This is a genomic window from Streptomyces sp. NPDC093109 (assembly GCF_040701725.1).
Taxonomy (GTDB): domain Bacteria; phylum Actinomycetota; class Actinomycetes; order Streptomycetales; family Streptomycetaceae; genus Streptomyces.
Window position 1 is genome coordinate 173,280 of sequence record NZ_JBFBEZ010000004.1, and the last position, 18,891, is coordinate 192,170.

The window sequence follows — 18,891 nt, forward strand, 5'->3', positions numbered from 1 at the left end:
GTCAGTAGCCGGGCAGCCTGCGCGGACCGAGGTCGTCGCGCGCGGGCGGCGGCGCGAGGCGGACGCTCGCGCCGAGCACGGAGAGTCCGTACACGGCGACGACCACGGGCTCCAGCGTGACGGAGACGACCTCGGGGTGGTCGTCCACCAGCCGGGAGACGCGCAGCAGCAGCTCCTCCAGGGCGGGGGTGTCGACCGGCGCGGAGCCGCGCCAGCCGAAGAGGAGCGGGGCCGTCCTGATGGACCGGATCAGTTCGGCGGCGTCACGGTCGGTGACGGGGACGAGCCGGTGCGCCAGGTCCCCGAGGAGCTCGGACGGCGCCCCGGCCAGCCCGAACGAGAGGACGGCGCCGGCCGCCGCGTCGATGGCGGCCCGTACGACGGTGTCGACCCCGCGCGGGGCCATCGTCTGCACGACGGGCCGCAGTTCGGCGGGGGCTCCGAGGGCGCCGGTCAGCTCGCGGTACGCGAGGCGCAGTTGCGCCTCGTCGGCGAGGTCGAGCCGGACGCCCCCGAGGTCGGCGCGGTGCCGCAGATGCGGCGCGGTCGTCTTCAGCGCGACGGGGTAGCCGATCCGGGCGGCGGCCACCGCGGCCTCGTCGGCCGTCGGGGCGGGCAGCGCGGGCCGTACGGGGATCCCGTAGTGGCCGAGCAGCTCGCACGCGTCGGCCGGGGCGAGGGTGAGCCCGTGCGGGTCGGCCGACCGGCCGAGCGACCCGGCGATCAGCGCGGCGGCGGCGTGCTCGTCGATCGCGTCGTCGAGGAACTCCGGTACGGTCCCGGGCTCCGCCGCCTGCCGCCGCCACTGCGCGTACCCCACGGCCTCGGCCAGCGCCCGGACGGCCCGCTCGGCGGCGGGGTAGGCGGGGATGGCGTGGGTGGCGGGAGGGGAGGGAGGGGCGGGGGCGGCAGGTGGCGGCGTCGGCCGGCCGGCGGCGGGCACGGGCTCCTCGCCGGTACGGCGGTGGCCGTTACCGACCGCCGCGAGGGCCTCGGCGAGGCCGTCGATCTCCACATGCACCACGGCGACCGGCTTCGCCGGGGCGTACGCCGCGGCCTCGCGGAGCGCGGCGGCGAGGGAGGCGGCGAGGCCCTGCCCGGGCGGACGCGCCGGCTCGGACGGGGCCGCGGCCGGGGCGGCCTCCCCGCCGACGTACGGGATGGCCGTCACGATCACCGCGTCGCACGCCGGGTCCGCGAGCGCGTTCGCGAGGGCCGTGCCGAAGTCGGCCGGGGTCGCGGCCGTGGTGAGATCGCGGGGCGGCAGGGGGCGCAGGCCCTCCGTGAGGCAGGCGTCGTAGGTGAGGAGCCCGAGCGACTCGGAGTTGCCGAGGATGGCGACGCGCGGGCCCGCCGGGAGGGGCCCGGAGGCGAGCAGCAGCCCCGCGTCGACCAGCTCGGTCACCGTGTCGACCCGGATCACCCCGGCCTGGCGCAGCAGCGCCGAGACCGTGGCGTCCGGGATCCGGGTCGCCGGGACGGCGTGGCCCGGCGGCTCGCTGCCGCTGTGGCGCGCGCCCTTGACGACCACGACCGGCTTGACCGCCGCCGTACGCCGGGCCAGCCGGGTGAACTTGCGCGGGTTGCCGATGGATTCGAGGTAGAGGAGGACGACATCGGTGTCCGGGTCCTCGTACCAGTACTGGAGGATGTCGTTGCCCGAGACGTCCGCGCGGTTGCCCGTCGAGACGAAGGACGACAGGCCCGCGCCGCGCCGGCGCAGCCCGGACAGCAGGGCGATGCCGATCGCGCCGGACTGCGCGAACAGGCCGATCCGGCCGCGGCCGGGCAGTTCGGGCGCGAGGGACGCGTTGAGCCGGACGGCGTCTGCGGTGTTCATGATGCCGAACGCGTTGGGGCCGATGATGCGCATCCCGAACGAGCGGGCCTGGCGGACCAGTTCGCGCTGGCGCGCCCTGCCCTCCGCGCCGCTCTCCGCGTAGCCGGCCGAGAGGACCACGACCCCGCGGACGCCGTGGCGTCCGCAGTCGGCGACGGCCTCCGGGACCCGTTCCGCGGGGACGGCGATGACGGCGAGGTCGACGGGGTCGCCGATCGCGGTGACCGAGCGGAAGGCGGGGACACCGTCGATCTCCCGCCGGTCCTCGGTGAACGCGCGGTTCACCGCGTACACCCGGCCGGTGAAGCCCGCGCCGGTCAGTCCGCGCAGCACCGTACGGCCGGCTCCGCCCGGCGCGCGGCCGGTGCCGACGACGGCGACGGAGCCGGGCGCGAGGAGCCGCTGCACGGACCGCGCCTCCGCCCGCTGCTCGCGTCCGCGCTGCACCGCCAGTGACTCTGCCGTGGGTTCGAGGTCGAGGCTGAGCCGTACGGACCCGTCCTCGAAGCTCCGCTTCTGGGTGTACCCGGCGTCCCGGAAGACCTTGATCATCTTGCTGTTGGCGGGCAGCACGTCGGCGGCGAAGCGCCGGATCCCCCGCTCCCTGGCGACCGCGGCGAGGTGCTCCAGCAGGGTGGAGGCGACCCCGCGCCCCTGGTGCGCGTCCTGGACGAGGAACGCGACCTCCGCCTCGTCGGCGGGCGCGGACGCGGGCATGCCCCGGGCGTCGATGCGGTCGTACCGTACGGTCGCGATGAACTCGCCGCCCACCGTCACCGCGAGCCCCACCCGGTCCACGTAGTCGTGGTGGGTGAAGCGGTGCACGTCCTTGGCGGAGAGGTGCGGGTAGGGGGCGAAGAAGCGGTAGTACTTCGATTCGTCGGAGACCTGCTCGTAGAAGCTGACCAGCCGGTCCGCGTCGGCGGTGGTGATGGGCCGGATCCGGGCGGTGGCCCCGTCGCGCAGCACCACGTCCGCTTCCCAGTGGGCGGGGTACGCGTGGTCGGCCGGCGGCTCCATGAACAGATCCTACGGCGGGGGCGCGCCCGGGGCCGGAGGGAAGACGCGCCGACGCACATGAGAGTGTGGAGCGGACACCGTTTTAGGACTTTTTGACTTGAAGGGCAACACCATGGCTGAGCGCCGCGTCAACGTCGGCTGGGCCGAGGGCCTGCACGCCCGTCCCGCTTCCATCTTCGTCCGCGCCGCCACGGCCGCCGGCGTGCCCCTGACGATCGCGAAGGCCGACGGCAACCCGGTCAACGCCGCCTCGATGCTCGCGGTGCTCGGCCTGGGCGCGCAGGGCGGCGAGGAGATCGTGCTCTCCTCCGACGCCGAGGGCGCCGACGCGGCGCTGGACCGGCTGGCGAAGCTGGTCGCCGAGGGCCTGGACGAGCTGCCCGAGACGGTCTGATCCGGCCGACGACGCGCGGGGCCGCCCTCGCCGCCCCCGCGTCCGCCCCCATCGCTCCCGCACCCGCCCCTGAACCGGCGGTCGCGGGAGCGATGTCGTTTCCGCCGCGGGACGGGTGAGCGCGCCGGCTCCGCCGCGTCGCTCCTGGTCACCCCCGGGTTCCGGGGTGGCCCGTGTGATCACTGATGTGCGGGGATTCCATTTCGCGCTCGTGTCAGGGATATGACAAGACGCCAACTCTCTTGTTCTACACGGATAGTTGCTGCAATCTTTAACCGGCCGGGAGGTGTACATGACACTTCCGGTTCACAGCGCGAACACCTGCACTCCCCCCATCAGGTACTCCCCCCATCAGGCGCGCGCCCCACCTGCCGCGCGCCGACTCACCGAGGAGGAACCCCTCGCGATGACAGTCATACGTGACACCAGCCGCTCCACCCGGCGCAGATTCGCGACGCTGGTCGCCGCGACCGCCACCGCCGCGCTGCTCGGCACCGGTGCCGCACTCCCCGCCCACGCCGCACCGGCCGAAGGGAAGGTCCTTCACGCCGGCTCCCCCACCGCGGTCAAGGACAGCTACATCGTCACGCTCAAGGAGGCGGCCGGCTTCTCGGCGTCCTCCGCGGCGGGCAAGGGTCTCGTCTCCGAGTACGGCGGCAAGGTCGCCCGTACCTTCGACGGCGCGCTCAACGGCTACGCGGCCAAGCTCACCGAGACCCAGGCCAAGCGGCTGGCCGCCGACCCCGCGGTCGCCCTGGTCGAGCAGGACCAGAAGGTCCAGGTCGACGCCACCCAGACCAGCGCCCCCTGGGGCCTGGACCGGATCGACCAGGCGGCCCTGCCGCTGAGCGGCACGTACACGTACCCGGACACCGCGGGCTCCGGGGTGACGGCGTACGTCATCGACACCGGCGTACGCATCACGCACGCGCAGATCAGCGGGCGGGCCTCGTACGGCTACAACGCGATCACCGGTACGACGTCGGCCAATGACGACAACGGCCACGGCACCCACGTCGCGACCACCATCGCGGGCACCACCTACGGGGTGGCCAAGTCGGCCAAGATCGTGGCGGTCAAGGTGCTCGACAGCGCCGGCTCCGGCACCACCGCCGGCGTGATCGCGGGCATCAACTGGGTCACCAACAACGCCGTCAAGCCGGCCGTCGCCAACATGTCCCTCGGCGGCGGCGCCAGCACCACGCTCGACACGGCGGTCGCCAACTCGATCGCCTCCGGTGTGACCTACGCGGTCGCGGCGGGCAACAACGGCGCCCTGGCCTCCTCGTACTCCCCGGCCCGGGTCGCCACCGCGATCACCGTCGGCGCCACCACCAGCACGGACGCGAAGGCCAGCTACTCCAACTACGGCTCGGCCGTGAACATCTTCGCGCCGGGCTCGTCCATCATCGCGGGCTACTACACCAGCGACACGGCCACCGCCACGCTCTCCGGCACCTCCATGGCGGCCCCGCACGTCGCGGGCGCGGCCGCGATCTACCTGGCGAGCCGCCCCAGCGCCACTCCGGCCACGGTGCTCAGCGCCCTGACCGGCGGGGCCACCTCGGGCTCGCTCACCAGCGTCGGCACCGGTTCGCCGAACCTGCTGCTGCGGCTCGTCCCGTAACCGGTCCGATCGCGGCCGGCTGATCGCGTAAAGGCAGGACGGAGCCGTGGTCCACGGAATTCAGTGGACCACGGCTCCTTTTTATTCATGAGGGCAGCAGAAAAGATCCCCCGCCCAATTCATCTCTTTGTATACGGCGCGATTGTTAATTGCGGACGCTCGCGATGTTTACGGCATGTTGCGAGGCCCTCACCTTTTCCCGGCCGCGCTCCGGCCGGCGGAGCCGGTGCACCGCCGCGGTCCGCTCCGCGTGCAGGGTCGTCAGGGCCCGCGCCCGCTCCGCGTCCCCGCGCGCCACGGCGTCCACGATCGCGCCGTGCTCCGCCCAGGACTCCACGGGGTTGGCGGGCTGCTCGACCACGTACATCCAGGTGATCTTGTGCCGGAGCTGGGTGAGCAGCGAGGTGAGCGCCGGGCTCCCGGACGCCTGGGTGAGCGTCTCGTGGAACCACGCGCCGAGCGAGCGCAGATCCTCGCCCTGACCCCGGCGGGCCCGCTCCTGACCCAGTCTGACCAGGCCGCGGAGAACCTTGAGATGGGCGTCCGTACGGCGCTGGGCGGCCCGCGCCGCGCCGAGCGGCTCCAGCATCAGCCGCACCTCCAGCAGGTCGGCCGCCTCCTGCTCCGTGGGCTCCGCCACGCAGGCGCCGACATGGCGGCGCGTGGTGACGAAGCCCTCCGACTCCAGCGTGCGCAGGGCCTCGCGCACCGGGACCCGGGAGACGCCGTAGCGCCGCGCCAGGTGTTCCTCGGTGAGCCGGCCACCCCGCTCGAACAGACCGGAGACGATGTCGTCGCGAATCGCCGTGCATACCGAGTGCGCGGGAATGCGCATGTCCGAACCTCCGCCTTAATCCGCGCGAAACGCAGCCGATTGACGCCTGTTCCGTGACTCTATTGCAATCAACGAGAATTTCCGAAGGGTGCCCGAAATCCATGGATATCTTTTGGCCAACGGGCAGGTCGGACGGCGGAGCGGAGACGGGGCGGAGCGGGACGGCGCGATGGGGCAGCGGGCGGGAGCGGTCAGACGTTCACGCCGTGCGCGCGCAGATACGCGACGGGGTCCATGTCGGAGCCGTAGTCCGGTCCCGTCCTCGCCTCGAAGTGGAGATGCGGCCCGGTGGCGTTGCCGCTGGCGCCGGAGAGGCCGAGGCGCTGCCCGGGGGCGAGGCTCTGGCCCACCGAGACCTCGATCGAGGAGAGGTGGCCGTACTGGGTGTACGTGCCGTCGCTCATCCGCAGCACGACGTTGTTGCCGTACGAGCCGCCCCAGCCGGCCTCGACGACGGTGGCGGCGCCGACGGCCACCACCGGGGTGCCTGACGCGGCGCGGAAGTCGACGCCCGAGTGACTGCCGGAGGACCAGAGGGAGCCGCCGGCCCGGTATCCGGTGGTGATGTACGAGCCCGCGACGGGGAGTTGGAAGGTGCCGAGGAGGGTGCGTTCGGCGGCGCGCGTGGCGCGCTCCTTGGTGGCGCGTATCTCCTTGGCGCGCGCCTCGGCCAGCCGCTGGGCCTCCGCCCGCGCGACGGCCTCGGCCTTGATCCTGGCCGACCGGTCGGCGGCGTAACGCTGGGCGTGGGCCTGGTCGTCGACCACGACGGCGAGGGTGTCACCGAGGTCGGCGACCCGGTTGAAGCCGGTCTGCGAGGCGGCCTCGGCGCCTGCTCCCGAGGCGAGCGCCGGGGAGGCGGCGAGGGTGCCGACGACGCCGGTCGCGGTGAGGGTCGCGACGCCCGCGGCGTTGACGCCCCGGCGGGTGGTACGGCTCCGGGCGCGGTGCTTCCCGGTGGCACGGGTGAACGCCATGGGGTGACGGGTCCTTTCCTTCCCTCTCGCCTACCGGGTTAGCTGACGGGTTCGGAGCAGGAAGGTCTCCTACGGGCCCCTCCACGCGGCGAAGCTGCGCGAAGGCGGTCCGATTCACCCCAGGGACGGTGGGTCCCCGGCTCCCCTCGGCTCGCGCCTGACGGGGACTCGGCGATGGCTGTCCGTTGCCACGGGTGCGGCGCAACGGCCGAACAGCCGGACCGACGCTAAGCCGATGGCCTTTCCAACGCCAACCAGACAGGCTGTTTTGTCGCGTTCCCCACAGGGCAGACGGCATGTTTCCACGGGAAACAGGGACAGAACGGAAAACCCCGGTGACCGCGGTCACCGGGGTTCCGTGTACGGCGGGCCGAATCAGCCGGTGACCACGGTCACTTCGCCGATACCGAGCGCCTCGACGGGCTCCTTGATCTGCGCCGCGTCCCCGACCAGTACGGTCACGAGCCGGTCCACCGGGAAGGCGTTGACGACCGCGGCCGTCGCCTCGACGGTGCCGGTCTCGGCCAGCCGCGCGTACAGCCGCGCCTGGAAGTCGTCCGGCAGGAACTGCTCGACCTGGTCGGCGAGGGTGCCCGCGACGGAGGCGGCCGTCTCGTACTTCAACGGGGCGACGCCCACCAGGTTCTGTACGGCCACATCGCGCTCGGCGTCGGTCAGTCCCTCGGCCGCGAGTGTGCGCAGCACGGTCCAGAGGTCCGCCAGCGCCGGCCCGGTGGAGGCGGTGTCCACGGAGCCGCTGATGGCGAGCATCGCGGCGCCGGTCGGGCCGCCCGGGGCGTCGGGCGCCGAGGAGCGCAGGACCTGGCCGTAGGCCCGTACACCGTAGGTGTAGCCCTTCTCCTCGCGCAGCACCCGGTCGAGCCGGGAGGTGAGCGTGCCGCCCAGGCAGTACGTGCCGAGCACCTGCGCGGCCCAGACCCGGTCGTGGCGGTCGGCGCCGATGCGGCCGATCAGCAGCTGGGTCTGGACGGCGCCGGGCCGGTCCACGATGACGACGCGGCCCGTGTCGTCCGCGGTCACGGGCGGGACGGGCCGGGGCGCGGCCGTGTTGCCGGTCCAGGCGCCGAGGGTGTCGGCGAGGATCTCGTCCAGATCGACGCCCGTGAGGTCGCCGACGATCACCGCGGTGGCCGTGGCCGGGCGTACGTGCGCCTCGTAGAAGGCGCGGACGCCGGCCGCGTCGATGCGCTCGACCGTCTTCTCGGTGCCCTGGCGCGGCCGGGACATGCGCAGGGTGGCCGGGAACAGCTCCTTGGAGAGCTGTTTGGCGGCCCGGCGGCCGGGGTTGGCGGTCTCGTGCGGGATCTCGTCGAGCCGGTTGCCGACGAGACGTTCGATCTCGCTGTCGCCGAAGGCGGGGGCGCGCAGGGCCTCGGCGAGCAGGCCGAGCGCCTTGGGCAGCCGGGAGACCGGGACCTCCAGGGAGACCCGGAGCCCGGGGTGGTCGGCGTACGCGTCGAGCGTGGCGCCGCAGCGCTCCAGCTCGGCGGCGAACTCCTCGGCGGAGTGCTTGTCGGTGCCCTCGGAGAGCGCCCGCGCCATGATGGTGGCGACGCCGTCGAGCCCTTCGGGCTCGGCGTCGAGCGGGGCGTCGAGGTTGATCTCGACGGCCACCACCTGCTGGCCGGGGCGGTCGCAGCGCAGCACGGTCAGGCCGTTGCCGAGTGTGGCGCGCTCGGGGGCGGGGAACGCCCAGGGCCTGGCCTCACCGGCGGTCGGCCGGGGATGGAAGTCCATGGTGACAGTGGCGTCGCTCACTGGTCCGCCCCTTCCTGCTCGTCGGTCCCGGCCTGCTCGTCGCCGGCGTCCTCGGTGGTGCCGGTGTCCTCGGCGGTGAGCGGTTCGTACACCAGCACCGCCCGGTTGTCGGGGCGCAGCCGCGCGGCGGCGACCGCCCGTACCTCCTCGGCGGTGATGTCCAGCACGCGCGTGACGGCGGAGAGCGCCAGCTGCGGGTCGCCGAAGAGCACGGCGAAGCGGCACAGTTCGTCGGCGCGGCCGGCGACCGTGCCGAGCCGGTCCAGCCACTCGCGCTCCAGCTGGGCCTGGGCGCGCTCCATCTCCTCGTCGGTCGGTCCTTCGGCGGCGAGCCGGGCGAGCTCCTCGTCGACGGCCGCCTCGATGGCCGGGACCTCGACACCGCCGGACGTCTTCACGTCCAGCCAGCCGAGGGAGGGGGCGCCGGCCAGCCGCAGCAGTCCGAAGCCGGCGGCGACGGCGGTACGGTCGCGCCGTACCAGCCGGTTGTGGAGCCGGGAGGACTCGCCGCCGCCGAGCACGGTGAGCGCCAGATCGGCGGCGTCGCACTCGCGGGTGCCGTCGTGCGGCAGCCGGTAGGCGGCCATCAGCGCGCGCGCCGGGACCTCCTCGCGGATCTCCTCGCGCAGCTCACGGCCGATGGTGTCGGGCAGCGTGCCGTCGCGCGGCGGCTGCTTGCCGTCGTGGGACGGGATCGAGCCGAAGTACTTCTCGACCCAGGCGAGCGTCTGCTCGGGGTCGATGTCGCCGACGACGGAGAGCACCGCGTTGTTCGGCGCGTAGTTGGTACGGAAGAACGCGCGGGCGTCCTCCAGCGTCGCGGCGTCCAGGTCGGCCATGGAGCCGATCGGCGTGTGGTGGTAGGGATGACCCTCGGGGTAGGAGAGTGCGGTCAGCCGTTCGAAGGCCGTACCGTATGGCACATTGTCGTACCGCTGGCGGCGCTCGTTCTTGACGACGTCCCGCTGGTTCTCCATGGACTCTTCGTCGAGCGCGGCGAGCAGCGAGCCCATCCGGTCGGCTTCCAGCCAGAGCGCCAGCTCCAGCTGGTGGGTCGGCATGGTCTCGAAATAGTTGGTGCGCTCGAAGCTGGTGGTGCCGTTCAGGGAGCCGCCGGCCCCCTGCACCAGCTCGAAGTGGCCATTCCCCGCCACCTGCTTCGATCCCTGGAACATCAGGTGCTCGAAGAGGTGCGCGAGGCCCGTACGACCCTTGACCTCGTGGCGCGAGCCGACGTCGTACCAGAGGCAGACCGCGGCGACCGGGGTCAGGTGGTCCTCGGAGAGCACCACGCGCAGGCCGTTGGCCAGGCGGTGCTCAGTAGCTGTCAGGCCGCCGGAACCGGCCTGCGCTGTGGCCGTGTGACCCATGGGCATGTACGTCCCTTCGATCGCGATATGGAGAAGTCCTGCCACTGTATGCAAGCGTGCCGCGACCACGCGAAGTTCCCCGGTGGCGGCTCCCCCGCCGCCGCCCCCGCCACCCGCCCAACGACGGGTCGAGGTCGGCGTTGTCAGTGGCGCGGTCCACAATGGTCCGCGTCAGTTCCAGAAGTTGCCGTACAGAACCTGTGAAGGAGCCGCAGCCGAGATGGCCCGCCGCAGTACGAAGACCCCGCCGCCGGAGGACTTCGAGGAGAAGATTCTCGACATCGACGTGGTCGATGAAATGCAGGGCTCCTTCCTCGAATACGCCTACTCGGTGATCTACTCCCGGGCCCTGCCCGACGCCCGGGACGGTATGAAGCCGGTGCACCGCCGCATCGTGTACCAGATGAACGAGATGGGCCTGCGCCCCGACCGCGGCTATGTGAAGTGCGCCCGCGTCGTCGGTGAGGTCATGGGCAAACTTCACCCGCACGGGGACGCCTCGATCTACGACGCCCTGGTCCGGATGGCACAGCCGTTCTCCATGCGGCTGCCGCTCGTCGACGGCCATGGCAACTTCGGCTCGCTCGGCAACGACGACCCGCCGGCCGCCATGCGGTACACCGAGTGCCGGATGGCTGACGCCACGTCACTGATGACCGAGTCGATCGACGAGGACACGGTCGATTTCCAGCCGAATTACGACGGCCAGGAGCGGGAACCGGTCACACTTCCGGCCGCGTATCCGAACCTGCTCGTCAACGGCGCCTCCGGGATCGCCGTGGGCATGGCCACGAACATGCCGCCGCACAACCTCGGCGAGGTCGTGGCGGCCGCGCGCCATCTGATCAAGCACCCGGCCGCCGACCTGGAGACGCTGATGCGTTTCGTGCCGGGGCCCGATCTGCCGACCGGCGGCCGGATCGTCGGGCTCACCGGCATCAAGGACGCCTACGAGAAGGGCCGGGGCACCTTCCGGATCAGGGCCACCGCGACGGTGGAGGACGTCTCCCCGCGCCGCAAGGGCCTGGTCGTCACCGAGCTGCCCTTCACGGTCGGCCCGGAGAAGGTGATCGCCAAGATCAAGGACCTGGTCTCCGCCAAGAAGCTCCAGGGCATCGCGGACGTCAAGGACCTCACCGACCGCGCGCACGGCCTGCGCCTGGTCATCGAGATCAAGAACGGTTTCGTACCCGAGGCCGTGCTGGAGCAGCTCTACAAGCTGACGCCGATGGAGGAGACCTTCGGCATCAACAACGTGGCGCTGGTGGACGGCCAGCCGCTGACGCTGGGCCTCAAGGAGCTGCTGGAGGTCTATCTCGACCACCGGTTCGAGGTGGTGCGCCGGCGCAGCGAGTTCCGCAGGACCAAGCGGCGGGACCGGCTGCACCTGGTCGAGGGGCTGCTCGTCGCGCTCATCGACATCGACGAGGTCATCCGGCTGATCCGGTCGAGCGACAACTCGGCGCAGGCCAAGGAGCGGCTGATCGAGCGCTTCTCGCTGAGCGACATCCAGACGCAGTACATCCTGGACACGCCGCTGCGCCGGCTCACCCGGTTCGACCGGATGGAGCTGGAGGGCGAGCGCGACCGGCTCAACGGCGAGATCGACGAGCTGACCGGGATCCTGGAGTCGGACGCGGAGCTGCGCAAGCTCGTCTCCGCCGAACTGGCCGCCGTGTCCAAGAAGTTCTCCACCCCGCGCCGTACGGTGCTGCTGGAGTCCGCGGGATCCGCCGTGGCCGCGGTGCCGCTGGAGGTCGCGGACGACCCGTGCCAGGTGCTGCTGTCCTCGACGGGCCTGCTGGCCCGTACGGTCAACGGCGAGCCGCTGGAGGGTGAGGACGGCAGGCGGGTGAAGCACGATGTGATCGTGTCCGCCGTCCCCGCGACGGCCCGCGGCGACATCGGCGCGGTGACCTCGACGGGCCGGCTGCTGCGGATCTCGGTGATCGACCTGCCCCAGCTGCCGGACACCGTGTCGGCGCCCAACCTCTCGGGGGGCGCCGCGGTGACGGAGTTCCTCGCGCTGGAGGGCGACGAGAAGGTGGTCTGTCTGACGACCCTGGACGAGTCGTCCCCCGGGCTCGCCCTGGGCACGCTCCAGGGCGTCGTCAAACGGGTGGTGCCTGACTATCCGTCCAACAAGGACGAGCTGGAGGTCATCACCCTCAAGGAGGGCGACCGGATCGTCGGCGGTGTCGAGCTGCGGACGGGCGAGGAGGATCTGGTCTTCATCACCTCCGACGCCCAGCTGCTGCGCTACCAGGCCGCGCAGGTACGGCCGCAGGGCCGGGCGGCCGGCGGCATGGCGGGCATCAAGCTGACCGACGGCGCCGAGGTGATCTCCTTCACCGCCGTGGATCCGGCGCGGGACGCCGTGGTGTTCACGGTCACCGGTTCGCACGGCACGCTGGACGACTCCGTACGGACGGCGAAGCTCACCCCGTTCGACCAGTATCCGCGCAAGGGCCGGGCGACCGGCGGCGTGCGCTGTCAGCGCTTCCTGAAGGGTGAGGACATGCTGGTCCTGGCCTGGGCGGGAGCGAGCCCGGCACGCGCCGCGCTGAAGAGCGGGGCGCCGGTGGAGCTGCCGGCGCCCGACCCGCGCCGGGACGGTTCGGGCACACCGTTCGCGCCGGAGATCGAGGTGCTGGCGGGGCCCGCGCTCTGACCCGCCGTGTCCCCGCCGGCCGCGTGAGGGCCGGCGGGGCCGCTGGGCGGAGAGACCGTCACGGCCAGTCCGCGTCGGTGTCCGGGTCCCCGGCCGGGTCCGTGTACGGGTCCCCGTCCGGGTCCGGGCCTTCGGGTCCGGGCCCGGGCGGCGTTCGGGGCTCGGGCCCGTCGCCGGGTACGTACCGCAGGACGCCCCACATGCTCCGGCCGTCGGGGGCGGCCTCCCCGGGCTCCGGATCCTGGCAGGCCGCCAGCTCCTTGATCAGGGCGTCGCCGTCGATGCCCGAGCCGATCAGCACCAGCCGGGTGCTCCGGTCCCCGCCCCGCGGCCAGGGCTCGGGGTGGAAGCGCAGCGAGCGGCCGACCGCGTGCAGGGCGTAGCGGTTGGCCGGGTCGGCGGCGCCGAAGCCGACGAATCCCTTGATCCGGTAGAGCCCGGCGGGCCGGGAGTCGAGAAACTCCATGAGCCGCCGCGGGTTCATCGGGGTGTCCGCGGTGAACGAGACGGTCTCGTAGGCCGCGTGGAGATGCCCGTCGTGAGCGCCGTGCGCGCCTTGCCCGCCTTGCGCACCGGATCCGTCGTGCCCGGCGTGCCCGGCCTCGTCGTACCGTTCCTCCAGATCCTCGAAGGAGAGCTGGCGCGCCTTCTCGTCCTCGTCCGGGCGGACGGCAGGGTCGAAGAGCAGCTCCGGGTCGACCCGCCCGTACGAGGCGCACACCACCGGCGTCCCCGGGCTCAGCTCCGCGACGGTGGCGAGCAGCCGCCGGCGGTCGACGTCCGCGACCCGGTCGCTCTTGTTGAGGACCACGAGATCGGCGAGGCCCAGATGGCGGTCGAGCTCCGGATGGCGCGCCCGGGTGGCGTCGAACTCGGCGGCGTCGACGACCTCGACCAGTCCCCCGTACACGGTGTGCGGATTGTCGCCGTTGAGGATCATCCGGACGATTTCCTGGGGCTCGGCCAGCCCGCTCGCCTCGATCACGATGATGTCGATCCGGGCGGACGGCCGGGTGAGCCGCTCCAGATAGCCGTCGAGTTCGCTCGCGTCGACCGCGCAGCACAGACAGCCGTTGCCGAGCGAGACCGTCGATCCGACCTGTCCCGCGACCGTCATGGCGTCGATCTCGATGGCGCCGAAGTCGTTGACGACGACGGCGATCCGGTTGCCGGCCCGGTGGCGCAGCAGATGGTTGAGCAAGGTGGTCTTGCCCGACCCGAGAAATCCCGTCAGAACGACCACCGGGATCCGCTTCCCGCTCACAAGTGCCGCCTCCGTGCTGTGCCGTGCCGGTTCGTTGCCGTCCCGCTCAGACAGCCGGGACCGGCTGCGGCGGGGGCGGTCCGGCATAGCGGGCCGCCGGGCGGATGATCTTGGAGTCCTCCGCCTGCTCCAGGATATTGGCGCTCCAGCCGACCACCCGGGCCGCGGCGAAGGTCGGGGTGAACATCTCGCGGGGCAGCCCGCACAGCTCCATGACCACTCCGGCGTAGAACTCCACGTTGGTGTGCAGCTCACGGCCGGGCTTGAGCTCGGCGAGTATCGCCTCGACCCGCGACTCGACCTGGACGGCGAACGCGGTCAGTGGCCCGCCGAACTCCTCGGCGATGCCGCGCAGCATGCGGGAGCGCGGGTCCTCGGTGCGGTAGACGGGGTGCCCGAAGCCCATGATCCGGTCGCCCGCCAGGACGCGCTCGCGGATCCAGGGGTCGATACGGTCGGCGGTCCCGATGGCGTCCAGGGTGTCGAGGGCCCGGCTCGGCGCTCCGCCGTGCAGGGGTCCGGAGAGCGCGCCGACCGCACCGACCAGGCAGGCGGCCAGGTCGGCCCCGGTGGAGGTGATCACCCGGGCGGTGAAGGTGGAGGCGTTGAAGCCGTGGTCGACGGTGGAGACGAGATAGCGCTCGACGGCCCTGGCCCGCGCCGGGTCGGGCTCCTCGCCGGTCAGCATGTAGAGGTAGTTGGCCGCGTACGGCAGATCGTCGCGCGGTGCGACCGGTGCCAGGCCCCGGCCGAGCCGGTGGAGCGCGGTCAGCAGAGTGGGGACGACGGCGCAGGCGGCGAGCGCGTCCGTACGGCGCTCCTCCGCGCCGAGGTCGTACAGCGGACGCAGTCCGGCCGAGGCGCCGAAGAGGGAGAGCGCGGTCCGCAGCCCGGCGAGGGGGCCGGATCCGGCCGACGCGCGGGCGATGACGGGGAGCGCGGCGGCGACCTCATCGGGCAGTCGGCGCAGGGCGGCGGTGCGCGCGGTGAAGTCCGCCCGGCCGGCCGCGTCCGGCAGCTCTCCGTAGAACATCAGATGCCAGACGTCCTCGAAGGTGCGGGTCCGCGCCAGCTCCACGGCGGAGTACTGGCGGTAGTGGTAGAAGCCCTCACGGCCCCTGACGTCGCCGAGCGCGGTGTCGGTGACGACGACGCCCGCGAGCCCGCGCGGTACTGCGAGGGGCTCGATGGTGCGCGGCGGTGCGGTGGTGGTGCCGTTGGTCCCGTTGGTCGGCATGTTTCCTCCTTGAACGTGATTCGACTGTCCATGCTTGACTGGATCACTGTCAACATTGATTCAATCAATACATGTACGGTGAGGCTCATGGATGAGCGACCGGTCGAAGGACCTCCCGGCGAACAGCCCGTCACGGACGCGCGGCTCACCACCCGGGAGGTGGCCGCCCGGCTCGGGGTCAAGCCGGAGACGGTGTACGCGTACGTCAGCCGGGGCCGGCTCGCCGCCCGGCGCGACCCCACAGGACGCGGCAGCACCTTCGACGCCGCCGAGGTCGAGGCCCTGGCCCGCAGGAGCGGCAGGGAATCCGCGGCGGGCGCCGACGGCCTCCAGCGGATCAGGACCGGCATCACACTGATCGAGGCCGGCCAGTACTACTACCGGGGCGTGGACGCGACCGAACTGGCCCGGCGGCTGCGCTACGAGGAGATCGCCGACTGGCTCTGGACGGGCACCCCGCATCCCGGCATCCGGTTCACCGCCCCCGCCGAGGCGCTCGCCGCCGCCCGGCACGCGGTCGGGGCGCTGCCCCCGCACAGCGGCCCGACGGACCGGCTCCGGGTGGCCGCGGTCGCGGCGGCGGTCGCCGATCCGCTGCGTTTCGATCTCTCCCGGGACGCCGTACTGGCCACCGCCCGGACGCTGATCCCCACCCTGGTCGACGCGCTCCCCGCGGTGGGACGCCCCCAGCCGGCCGACGGCCGGCTGGCCGCGCGGCTCTGGTCCCGGCTGGCCGCGCGGCAGCCCGGGGAGTCGGGCGTACGGGCGCTGGACATGGCGCTGTCCCTGTTGATCGACCACGATCTGGCGGCCTCGACCCTCGCCGTACGGGTCGCCGCCTCGGCCCGCGCGCATCCGTACGCCGTGGTCTCGGCCGGTCTCGGCGCGCTCGACGGCCCGCTGCACGGCGGGGCCAGCGGGCCGGCCCACCGGATGCTCGCCGAAGTGCTGGAGCGGGGCAGCGCGGCGGCCGTGGTGGCGGACCATCTGCGGGCGGGCCGCCGGGTACCGGGGCTGGGCCACCGGCTCTACCCGGGCCCGGATCCGCGCGCCGAGGCGCTCTTCGCCGTACTGGGCGAACTGCCCGGCGCCGGACCGGTGCTGAAGGCCGCGCGCGAGGTGGAGGAGACCACCGCCCGCCATGTGAAGCTGCACGCCAACGTCGATCTGGCGCTCGCGGTGCTGTCGGTGACCGCCGGGATGCCGGCGGAGGCGGGCGAGACGGTGTTCGCGGTGGGCCGCACGGCGGGATGGATCGCGCACGCGCTGGAGGAGTACGGCGAGCAGCCGCTGCGGATGCGGCCGATCGGGCAGTACGACGGCCCCCGGCCGCCCCAGGAGCTGCCCTGAGCGATGGCCGGACCCGGCCCCCGGAGGCCCGGAGATTTCGGAATGCGCGCAGGGCCCTCTACCGTTCGTACGCATGAGCGCCGGATCGAGCACCGCGGCCGACCCGGCCGGACCGCCCGTACGACCGCCCGTACGACCGGCCGGACGGCCCGGACCGCCGACGGGCGGGCGTCTGCGGCGGTTCCGCCGGCCGCGCCGGGTCTTCTCCCAGGTGCTGCTGATGCAGATCGCCATCGCGGCGGGCGTCACCGTCCTGGCCACCGGACTCTTCCTCGCGCCGCTCAGCAACGAGCTGGACGACCAGGCCATGCGCCGCGCCCTGGCGATCGCCGAGACGGCCGCGTCCACCCGCGTCGCCGCCGACCTCCTGTCGTCCCGGCCGACGGCGGACGGTCCCGTACAGGCCGAGGCCGAGCGCGTCAGGGCTGCCAGCGGCGCCGAGTACGTCGTGGTCATGGACCGGCGCGGGGTGCGCTGGTCGCACACCGACCGGCGCGAGATCGGCCGGGTCGTCTCCACGGACCCCAGCGAAGCACTCGCCGGCCGCCACGTCATGGAGCTGGACAGCGGCACGCTCGGCCGCTCCGCGCGCGGAAAGGTCCCCCTGCGCGACGGTACGGGCGCGATCGTCGGCGCCGTCTCGGTCGGCATCGCGTACGACAGCGTCCACGAGCGGCTCCTGGCCGCCATCCCCGGGATGCTCGCGTACGCGGGCGGCGCGCTCGCCGCCGGGGCGCTCGCCGCGTATCTGATCTCCCGGCGCCTCCAACGGCAGACCCATGACCTGGCGTTCTCCGACATCTCCGCGCTGCTCGCCGAACGCGAGGCCATGCTGCACAGCCTGCGCGAGGGCGTGGTCGCGCTCGACGGCGGCGGCCGGATCCGGCTGATGAACGACGAGGCGCAGCGGCTGCTGGGGCTCGGTCCCGACGCCGCGGGACGGCCGCTCGACGAGGTGCTCGGCGCGGGCCGCACCACCGAGGTGCTGGCCGGGCGGGTACGCGGCGACGACCTGCTGGCCGTACGCGGCAGCCGTGTCCTGGTCGCCAACCGGATGCCGACCGACGACGGCGGCGCCGTCATCACGCTGCGCGACCGCACCGAACTGGAGCGGCTGGGCCGGGAACTGGACGCGACGCGCGGTCTGATCGACGCCCTGCGGGCCCAGGACCACGAGCACGCGAACCATATGCACACGCTGCTCGGGCTGCTGGAGCTGGAGCTGCACCAGGAGGCGGCGGATTTCGTCACCGAGGTCGTCGGGGTGCACCGGAGCACCGCGGAGCAGATCACCGAGCGGATCCACGATCCGCTGCCCGCCGCGCTGCTGGTCGGCAAGGCCACCGTCGCCGCCGAGCGCGGAGTCTCGCTGCGGCTGACACCGGACACCCTGCTGCCCGACCGGCTGGTGGACCCGCGGGGGCTGGTCACGGTGGTGGGCAATCTGGTGGACAACGCCCTGGACGCGGCGGCCGGTTCGGCGGATCCCCGGGTCGAGGTGGAGCTGCGCGCCGAGGGCCGTACGGTCGTGCTGGTGGTCTGCGACAGCGGCCCCGGCGTCCCGGCGGACCGGCGTGAACTGGTCTTCTCCGAGGGCTGGTCGACCAAGGAGCCGCCGGCCCACGGCCGACGCGGTCTGGGGCTCGCCCTGGTGCGCAGACTCGCCGAGCGGCAGGGCGGCAGCGCGCGGGCCGGGGAGTCGGCGGACGGCGGGGCCCGGTTCACCGTCGTCCTCCCCGACGCGCTGACCGGCCCGGACGCGCCGGCCGACCGGAGACCGGAACCGCGGCCGGAACCGGAACCGGCGTCCACCGCAGGGGAGACACGGTGATCGACGTACTGGTCGTGGACGACGACATCAGGGTGGCGCGTATCCACACCGCCTATGTGGCCAAGGTGGCCGGTTTCCGGGTGGTGGCCCAGGCCCACTCGGCGGCCGAGGCCCTCACCCGGATCTCCCGGCACTCCGTCGATCTCGTCCTCCTCGACCACCGGCTGCCCGACGGGAACGGGGTCGCGGTGGTGCGGGAGCTTCGGCGGCTCGGCCATCAGACCGATGTGATCATGGTGACGGCGGCGCGGGACGTCGCCACCGTCCAGGCGGCGATGCGCCAGGGCGCGCTCCAGTACCTGATAAAGCCGTTCGACTTCGCCGGTTTCCGCGCGAAACTGGAGGCGTACGCGGCGCTGCGGCGCACCGTGGAGCGCGGCGGCGACACCGAACAGGCAGAGGTGGACCGGATGTTCGGGGCCCTGTCCGCCACGAGCCCGCCCGTCCTCCCCAAGGGCCACTCCCCCGCGACCGCCGCGGTGATCCGCCAGGTGATGAAGGGCTCCGACGGGCCGCTCTCGGCGCGGGAGATCGCGGAGCACGCGGGGATGAGCCGGCAGACCGTACAGCGGTATCTCAAGCTGCTGGAGCGGTCGGGACGGGTGAGTCTCACGCTCCGGTACGGCGGGACGGGCCGCCCGGAACACCGCTACGCATGGACGACGAGCGCCTGAATCCGTACGTACGGCACATGTC

General features: G+C 72.9%; 13 protein-coding genes and 1 riboswitch. Of the genes, 6 read left to right on the plus strand and 7 right to left on the minus strand.

The window, feature by feature from the left end; translation table 11 throughout:
- Position 1 precedes the first annotated feature (1 nt).
- Positions 2–2,860, minus strand: a complete 2,859-nt coding sequence (locus AB0389_RS06645; protein WP_366394219.1) for a GNAT family N-acetyltransferase — start codon at positions 2,858–2,860, stop codon at positions 2–4.
- Between the two features lie 112 nt (positions 2,861–2,972).
- Here AB0389_RS06645 and AB0389_RS06650 point away from each other — a divergent pair, with 112 nt between their 5' ends.
- Both AB0389_RS06650 and AB0389_RS06655 read left to right on the plus strand, forming a co-directional pair.
- On the plus strand, positions 2,973–3,254 hold the full coding sequence (locus AB0389_RS06650) for an HPr family phosphocarrier protein (RefSeq protein ID WP_366394220.1): 282 nt from the start codon (positions 2,973–2,975) through the stop codon (positions 3,252–3,254).
- Between the two features lie 406 nt (positions 3,255–3,660).
- Positions 3,661–4,881 (plus strand): S8 family peptidase, encoded by a 1,221-nt coding sequence (locus tag AB0389_RS06655; protein ID WP_366394221.1) that lies wholly within the window; start codon positions 3,661–3,663, stop codon positions 4,879–4,881.
- Between the two features lie 145 nt (positions 4,882–5,026).
- Here AB0389_RS06655 and AB0389_RS06660 read toward each other — a convergent pair whose 3' ends face one another.
- The 4 genes from AB0389_RS06660 to AB0389_RS06675 form a co-directional block, all read right to left on the minus strand.
- A complete protein-coding gene (locus tag AB0389_RS06660) occupies positions 5,027–5,716 on the minus strand; it encodes a GntR family transcriptional regulator (RefSeq protein WP_366394222.1) in 690 nt (229 codons plus the stop codon).
- A gap of 191 nt (positions 5,717–5,907) precedes the next feature.
- On the minus strand, positions 5,908–6,693 hold the full coding sequence (locus tag AB0389_RS06665; protein WP_366394223.1) for a M23 family metallopeptidase: 786 nt from the start codon (positions 6,691–6,693) through the stop codon (positions 5,908–5,910).
- A gap of 12 nt (positions 6,694–6,705) precedes the next feature.
- Positions 6,706–6,877, minus strand: a riboswitch (cyclic di-AMP (ydaO/yuaA leader).
- A 191-nt stretch (positions 6,878–7,068) separates the two neighbouring features.
- Positions 7,069–8,451, minus strand: coding sequence for a pitrilysin family protein (locus AB0389_RS06670; protein ID WP_366394293.1), 1,383 nt, complete (start codon positions 8,449–8,451; stop codon positions 7,069–7,071).
- A 17-nt stretch (positions 8,452–8,468) separates the two neighbouring features.
- A complete protein-coding gene (locus AB0389_RS06675; protein WP_366394294.1) occupies positions 8,469–9,848 on the minus strand; it encodes a pitrilysin family protein in 1,380 nt (459 codons plus the stop codon).
- 214 nt (positions 9,849–10,062) lie between these two features.
- On the opposite strand from AB0389_RS06675, the gene AB0389_RS06680 reads away from it, so the two are divergent.
- On the plus strand, positions 10,063–12,513 hold the full coding sequence (locus tag AB0389_RS06680) for a DNA topoisomerase IV subunit A (RefSeq protein ID WP_366394224.1): 2,451 nt from the start codon (positions 10,063–10,065) through the stop codon (positions 12,511–12,513).
- A gap of 58 nt (positions 12,514–12,571) precedes the next feature.
- Here the strand turns inward: AB0389_RS06680 and AB0389_RS06685 are convergent, their stop codons facing one another.
- On the minus strand, positions 12,572–13,777 hold the full coding sequence (locus AB0389_RS06685; protein ID WP_366394225.1) for a GTP-binding protein: 1,206 nt from the start codon (positions 13,775–13,777) through the stop codon (positions 12,572–12,574).
- A gap of 46 nt (positions 13,778–13,823) precedes the next feature.
- Positions 13,824–15,014, minus strand: a complete 1,191-nt coding sequence (locus AB0389_RS06690; protein WP_366394226.1) for a citrate synthase/methylcitrate synthase — start codon at positions 15,012–15,014, stop codon at positions 13,824–13,826.
- A gap of 87 nt (positions 15,015–15,101) precedes the next feature.
- Here AB0389_RS06690 and AB0389_RS06695 point away from each other — a divergent pair, with 87 nt between their 5' ends.
- From AB0389_RS06695 to AB0389_RS06705, 3 genes are all read left to right on the plus strand, one after another.
- Complete coding sequence (locus AB0389_RS06695; RefSeq protein WP_366394227.1) at positions 15,102–16,364, plus strand: citrate synthase; 1,263 nt, start codon at positions 15,102–15,104, stop codon at positions 16,362–16,364.
- Between the two features lie 220 nt (positions 16,365–16,584).
- Positions 16,585–18,195, plus strand: coding sequence for a sensor histidine kinase (locus AB0389_RS06700; protein ID WP_366394295.1), 1,611 nt, complete (start codon positions 16,585–16,587; stop codon positions 18,193–18,195).
- Positions 18,192–18,869, plus strand: coding sequence for a response regulator (locus AB0389_RS06705; RefSeq protein ID WP_366394228.1), 678 nt, complete (start codon positions 18,192–18,194; stop codon positions 18,867–18,869). The genes AB0389_RS06700 and AB0389_RS06705 overlap by 4 nt, the downstream gene beginning before the upstream one ends.
- The last annotated feature ends 22 nt before the right edge of the window (positions 18,870–18,891 follow it).